Genomic DNA, 6,952 nt, shown 5'->3' with positions numbered 1-6,952 from the left:
AGGGGGGAAGGCGCCGGGTGCGCAAAGCTCTCTACATGGCCGCCCTCGGTGCCATTCGCGCAAACACCCGTTTCAAGAGCTTCTTTCAAGCCGTCGCCGAAAGATCGGGATCGAAGAAAGTCGGCATAATCGCCGTCGCCAGAAAGCTTCTCACTGTTCTCAACGCCATGCAGAGAGACAGAAAGGCGTTCGAATGAACACAGTTGCCAGAAACGTTCGACACAACAGAAGCTTAAACGGCGCTCGCCATGCTCGGGACGGAGCCCGAGCATGGCGAGCGCGATAAAAGCGGACGCCTAATCTCAGACTGTCAGACACTCGATATGCGCCGTTCGACGAGAATGTCGTGCACACTGGCGTCCATTCGGACATACGGCGCTTTAACTCAGGTCGCGGTCTCTGTCGCCCAAAATCCAACCAACGGATTCCTCGACTCGTTGATCGAAGCGAGCATTCAGCGCGTCACGCACAAAGCCCACCAGCAAATTGAGCTGCGCCGTGTTTTCCGAAACCTGACGTTCGAGCAAGCGGATGTCTTCCCGCAGTCGCTTGTTGTCGATTTCCAGCTTCGTCAGGGATTTCTCGAGCCGAGCGACATTGGCGCGAACTCCCACGCTCTCCGCGGCGGGAGCCAATCCGGCCAAACGCCCTCCTGCTTCGGGCCAAAAGGGGGCGTGTCACCCGTGTCAGCCATGGATCAGTCCATCAAGCGCGCGTCGCGAGGCCTTCAACGCCCGATCGCGTTCTACTGCGCGCCTATCGAACTCCCGTCCAACTTTCGCCCTCCGCGACCATCCGTTCCGCGACTTCGGCGGACAGTTCGAGCTTGAGTACCGGCGCTGCCATAGCCCGTTAGAGATTGGCCTCGCTGGACGTTCCGGTCACTTTATGCGCGAGGCCGGTCTCCGAACTGCTAGGTTGGTCATCAGCCCGCAACACCCTTGTTTCGAGTTCGGCGATCCGGCGGGCCAGACGATCCAGAGCCTCCTTCGCGAGATACTCGTAGGATGACTTTCCAAAGTCGGTGGGGATATCGTCATGCGATATCCCTGCGCCGGATTGGAACCCGGACGATTTCTCAGCTCCGGTTCGATGGGTCGTCGCCCTGCTATCGAGCGCGGCACGGATCGTCGCCAAGTCCCTCTGCCAACTCGTTGTTCGGTTTGCTGAGGACATGGTTCCGATCCGTGTTGTGCTTCTGCCTACAGCGACCGAGCCACATGCTCGACGCGGAAGCACTCGATGATGTCACCCTGGCGGATATCCTCGTAGCGCTCGAAGGCCATGCCGCATTCCTGGCCGCTGATGACCTTCTGCACTTCGTCCTTAAAGCGCTTGAGCGTCTTGAGCGTGCCCTCGTGGATGACGACGTCGTCGCGGATGAGGCGCACGCCCGCCCCGCGCTCGACTTCGCCTTCGGTGACGAGGCAACCGGCGACCTTGCCGACCTTGGTGATGTTGAACACCTCCCGGATCTCGGCATTGCCGAGGAACGTCTCGCGGCGCTCCGGCGAGAGGAGGCCCGACATCGCGTCCTTCACGTCATCCACGAGATCGTAGATGATGTTGTAGTAGCGGATCTCGATGCCGTCGCGCGTGGACGCCTCGCGGGCCTGCTTGTTGGCCCTGACGTTGAAGCCGATGATCGCAGCGTTCGAAGCCGCGGCGAGCGCGATGTCCGATTCGGTGATCGCGCCGGCGCCCGAATGGACGATGGTGGCACGAACCTCGTCGGTGGAGATCGCGTCCAGGGCCCCGATGATCGCCTCGACCGAGCCCTGCACGTCGCCCTTGATCAGGAGCGGGAACTCCTTGAGCCCCGTATCCTGCAGCTGCGACATCATCTGCTCGAGCGAGCCGCGCTGACCGGCGGATTTCGCCACCTGCATCTCGCGGGACAGGCGCTGGCGATATTCCGAGATCTCGCGAGCCTTGGCCTCGTTCTCGACGACGGCAAAGCGATCGCCGGCCAGCGGCGTACCCTGCATGCCGAGAACCTCGACCGGCATCGAGGGCGCCGCTTCCTTGATCTGGGCGCCCTTGTCGTTGATCAGCGCGCGCACGCGGCCCCATTCATCGCCGGTGACGACGATGTCGCCGACCTTGAGCGTGCCGGTCTGGACGAGGACGGTCGCGACCGGGCCGCGGCCCTTGTCGAGCTGCGCCTCGATGACGACACCCTCGGCCGTGCGCTGCGGATCGGCCTTCAGGTCGAGAAGCTCGGCCTGCAGGAGGATCGCCTCGAGCAGCTTGTCGATGCCGGCACCGGTGAGAGCCGAGACCTCAACGTCGAGAACCTCGCCACCCATGGATTCGACGAACACCTCATGCTGCAGCAGTCCGCTGCGAACCTTCGAGGGGTCGGCGCTCGGCTTGTCGATCTTGTTGATCGCAACGACGATGGGAACGCCCGCCGCCTTGGCATGATGGATCGACTCGATGGTCTGCGGCATGACGCTGTCGTCCGCCGCGACCACCAGCACCGCCACGTCGGTCGCCTGGGCGCCACGGGCACGCATCGCCGTGAAGGCGGCGTGGCCCGGGGTATCGATGAAAGAGATCTTCTGCCCGTCCTGCTCGACCTGATAGGCGCCGATATGCTGGGTGATGCCGCCGGCCTCGCCGGAGACGACCTTGGTCTGACGGATCGCGTCGAGCAGCGACGTCTTGCCGTGATCGACATGGCCCATGATGGTGACCACCGGCGGACGCGAAACAAGGTGTTCCGGATTGTCCTTGACGTCGAAGATGCCCTCCTCGACGTCCGACTCCGAGACACGCTTGACCGTATGTCCGAATTCGGTGGCGATCAGCTCGGCCAGATCCGCGTCGATGATGTCGCCCGGCTTCATCATCTGCCCCTCTTTCATGAGGAACTTGATGACTTCGACGGAGCGCTCCGACATGCGGTTGGCGAGCTCCTGAATGGTGATCGTTTCTGGCAGAACCACTTCGCGTATGATCTTCTCCCGCGGCGTATTTTGCTGCGAGCGTTTGAATTTCTCCTGTCGGCGGCGGATCGACGAGAGCGAGCGTCCACGGCTGCCCTCCTCGCTCGACAAGGCCTTGTCGAGGGTCAGCTTGCCGCTGCGGCGGCCTTCGCCGCGATCGGGCCGCGTCGAACGCGGCGTCTCGGCGGGCGCGCCCTTGCCGGGACCGCGCGCCCTGCTCGGGCCGCGGCGCGCATCGTCTTCCTCGCCGCCGCTGCGACGACGACCCTCGCCACGTTCGGCGCGTGCGGCAGCCGCCTCGGCGTCGGCAGGCGACATCGGAACGGCTTCCTTGGCGGCCGCGGTCGGCTTGTTGCCGCGGCGCGTGGCAGCGTCGGCCTCCGCCTTGCGGCGAGCCTCGGCCTCGACCTCCAACCGGGCCTGTTCCTCGGCCTCACGGCGCTCGGCTTCCTCGCGCTCGGCACGGCGACGCTCGTCCTCGGCAATGCGGCGAGCCTCTTCTTCCTGGAAGACGCGGCGAGCCTCGACTTCGCGCTGCTTGGCGAGCTCGAGGGCCCTGCGGCGCGCATCCATTTCGCGCGAGGAGAGATCCGACAGGACAGCCCCGCGCGGCTGGCGTTGGCCGGGAGCGCCGGACTGCTGACCCGGACGCCGGTCATCGCGAGCGCCCGGACGGTTGGGGGTGCCGTTCCGGTTGTCCGGACGGCCGTCGCTGCGCGGACCACGCCCGTCGCGGCCCGCACCGTCACGGCCACGCTGCACCGGCGTCTGGGCCGGAGCGGGCTGACGAGGACGCTGCTGGCTTGGCGCCGCAGGTGACGTACGCTGCGGCGCGGCAGAAGCAGACGGAGCGGCTGCGGCGGTTGCCGTCGTCGCGCTGTCTGCCGGAGCCTTGGCCTCGCTCGGCGCCGAAGCCGCCGGAGCTTCAGCGGCCGGAGCCTTGGCGACGGGCGCCTCTGCCGCCGGAGCCGGCACAGCAGCCGGCGTTTCGGTGGCCTTCGCCTCGACCGGCGGCGTCGCAGCTTCGGCAGCTGGCGCCTCGGGCGCAGGCGTCGCCGCCGCTTCGGCGGCTGGCGCGGCGGCGGGCGCCGGCTTCTTGCCGAATTCGATCTGCTTGGGCTTGCCGCCGGGGTTCAGCGGCTGCGGCGCCGGGGCGACCTTCGGCGTCGCGGCCTGGGTCGGTGCGCGTTCGGCCGCCGGGGAGGCAGCCGGCGCCGGCTTGGCGGCAGCAGGCTCGCTCGGGCGCGGATTGAGCCCTGCGGCGACATCCGGCTTTGCAGCCGACGCGTCTTCGGGTTTGTGAATGCGCCGCTTCTTGGTCTCGACCACGACACTCTTGGTCCGACCATGGCTGAAGTTCTGGCGAACCGTCGACTGCTCGACGCCACCGCGCTTCAGGGTCAGGGTCTTCTTGGTGCTCACATGGAGCGTCTTGTCGTCGCCGGACTTGGTATCGCTCATCTACGCTTCCGCTTCCTGCGCGGGATCGGTCCCGCGCCGTTCGTCTTGCCAGGAAGCGTCGCTCGATGAGGCGCTTCCGATCGTTTGCAATCTCAGTCTTCAGCCATCGAGTCGCCGTCTTCGGCGCCATCGGCAGCTTCCATGGGGTTTTCACCCCGATATTTCGCCAGCGCTTCCAAGCGCTTCAGCACAGCCGAGCCGGCATGACCGGCAAGGATGGCTGCATGTATCACATTCCACCCGCCCAACGCCAAACTCATTTCGTTTGCGTCGAGGAGACGAAACCCCGGCATCCGCCGACCGGTTCCGCGCTCGCCGGCGCGGCGAGCCGCATCAATCTTGCGCAGGCCGTCTTCGGCCGCGTCGCTGGCCTGGACGAGACAGATCGCCCGCCCCGAGCGCATCGACGCCTCCACCTTGGCCGCGCCCGTCACGAGCTGCCCCGCCTTGCGGGCGAGACCGAGAGAGCCGGCCACCTGCCGAACCAGCAGCCGGTCCACCATGGCGCCGAGATCGGCCGGCATCACGACCTCTGCACGAAACGCCCGGGCAAAGGACTTGCGCTTCACAGCCTCCTCGACGGCCTTGCGGCTGAGAGAGACATGCGCGCCGCGCCCCGGAAGCCGCCGCGAAAGGTCGGGCACGACCTGATTGTCGGGCCCCCTGACGAAGCGGATGAGATCCGCCGCGTCGAGGCTCTGCCGGGTCACGATACAGGTGCGGCCATTCACGGCCTCGCCTCCGTCGCTGAGAGCTCCCTCGTCCGCTTCGCCGATTTCCGCGCCGTCGACGATACCATCGCCCACGGGCCAGCCTCGCTTCAGGCCGCCCCCTCCTCGAGGGCTTCCTCGTCGGCCTCGTCTTCCTGCGGCCCGGCAAGATCGGCTTCGGTAATCCAGCCGGCCTTCAGTCGCGCCGAAAGAATCATCTGCTCGGCATCGGCCCGCGAAACCTCGAACGGGCTCAAGGCACCGGGATAGCGCTTGGTCTCGCCGTCCTTGCGCTCGGTCCAGCCGGTCAGATCGTCGACGGCGCAGCCGGCAAAGTCTTCCAGCGACTTGACGTCGTCCTCGCCAAGGGCGACCAGCATTTCGGTGGTCAGACCGTTGATCTCCTTGAGCTCGTCGGCAACCCCGAGCTCCTTGCGCTTGGCGTCGAACTCGGCCTCCCGCCTCTCCAGATATTCGCGAGCGCGCGTCTGGATTTCCACAGCGGTATCTTCGTCGAAGCCCTCGATCGCGGCAACCTCGTCGGCATCGACATAGGCCACCTCCTCCACCGAGGCAAAGCCTTCCGAAGCCAGCAGCTGGCCGACCATCTCGTCGACGTCGAGCGCCTCCATGAAGGTTTCCGAGCGCTCCTGGAATTCCTTCTGGCGGCGCGAAGACTCTTCTTCCTCGGTCAGGATGTCGATGTCCCAGCCGGTCAGCTGCGAAGCCAGACGGACGTTCTGGCCGCGGCGGCCGATCGCCAATGAAAGCTGGTCATCGGGAACGACGACTTCAATCCGCTCGGCATCCTCGTCGAGCACGACCTTGGCGACTTCCGCCGGCTGCAGCGCGTTTACGAGGAAGGCGGCCGCGTCCGGCGACCAGGGGATAATGTCGATCTTTTCACCCTGAAGCTCGCCGACGACGGCCTGGACGCGCGAGCCACGCATACCGACGCAGGCGCCGACCGGATCGACGGAGGAATCGGACGAGATCACGGCGATCTTCGCCCGCGAGCCCGGATCACGGGCGACCGCCTTGATGGTGATGATGCCGTCGTAGATTTCCGGCACTTCCATGGTGAAGAGCTTCGCCATGAACTGCGGATGGGTTCGCGACAGGAAGATCTGCGGCCCGCGCTGCTCGCGGCGCACATCGTAGACGAAGGCGCGGACCCGGTCGCCATAGCGGAACACCTCGCGCGGGATCTGCTCGTCGCGGCGGATGATGCCCTCGCCCCGGCCGAGATCGACGATCACATTGCCGTATTCGACCCGCTTGACCGAGCCGTTGATGATCTCGCCGACCCGGTCCTTGAACTCGTCGTACTGGCGGTCGCGCTCGGCCTCGCGCACCTTCTGGACGATGACCTGCTTGGCCGACTGGGCGGCGATGCGGCCGAAATCCATCGGCGGAAGCTGTTCGGCGATGAAGTCGCCGGGCTCGGCATCGGGATTCTTGTCGCGGGCAAGTTCCAGATAGATCTGGGTGTTCGGGTTCTCGACGTCGTCGACGACCTCGAGCAACCGCTGGAGCTTCATCTCACCGGTCTTGGTGTTGATGTCGACGCGAATGTTGGTCTCCTGCCCGTAGCGGGAGCGCGCAGCCTTCTGGATGGCGTCGGCCATCGCGCCGATCACAATATCGCGGTCGATCGACTTTTCCCGCGCCACGGCATCCGCGATCTGCAGAAGCTCAAGCCTGTTCGCACTGACTGCCATTCGTCGTTTCTCCTGGTCGGGCAGGCGTTCCGGATGCTTGTCCGCAACGTCACCCCAGCGTTTCGCCCCATGTTGCCGGCAACAGCCGACGTCGGCGCGTCTCGATTGT

Annotated in this window: 5 protein-coding genes and 1 pseudogene; all 6 read right to left on the bottom strand. The window is 65.7% G+C overall.

Annotated elements, in window-relative coordinates:
• The coding region (locus tag J6595_RS22700; protein WP_245198999.1) for a hypothetical protein at positions 1–272 on the bottom strand (272 nt) is incomplete at its 3' end.
• Between the two features lie 108 nt (positions 273–380).
• Complete coding sequence (locus J6595_RS21120; RefSeq protein WP_209597477.1) at positions 381–644, bottom strand: hypothetical protein; 264 nt, start codon at positions 642–644, stop codon at positions 381–383.
• Between the two features lie 558 nt (positions 645–1,202).
• Entirely contained in the window at positions 1,203–4,088 is a 2,886-nt protein-coding gene (gene infB / locus J6595_RS21115; protein WP_425342195.1) for a translation initiation factor IF-2, read from the bottom strand.
• Positions 4,089–4,151: 63 nt separating this feature from the next.
• A pseudogene (locus J6595_RS23005) lies at positions 4,152–4,438 on the bottom strand (translation initiation factor IF-2 associated domain-containing protein); the annotation flags it as partial.
• A 66-nt stretch (positions 4,439–4,504) separates the two neighbouring features.
• Positions 4,505–5,143, bottom strand: a complete 639-nt coding sequence (locus J6595_RS21110) for an RNA-binding protein (protein ID WP_209597488.1) — start codon at positions 5,141–5,143, stop codon at positions 4,505–4,507.
• An 89-nt stretch (positions 5,144–5,232) separates the two neighbouring features.
• On the bottom strand, positions 5,233–6,843 hold the full coding sequence (nusA, locus tag J6595_RS21105) for a transcription termination factor NusA (protein ID WP_209597473.1): 1,611 nt from the start codon (positions 6,841–6,843) through the stop codon (positions 5,233–5,235).
• Positions 6,844–6,952: the final 109 nt, after the last annotated feature.

Origin of the sequence: Jiella mangrovi, from assembly GCF_017815135.1 — a bacterium.
Classification (GTDB): domain Bacteria; phylum Pseudomonadota; class Alphaproteobacteria; order Rhizobiales; family Rhizobiaceae; genus Jiella; species Jiella mangrovi.
This window is presented reverse-complemented; position numbering and strand designations above follow the sequence as displayed.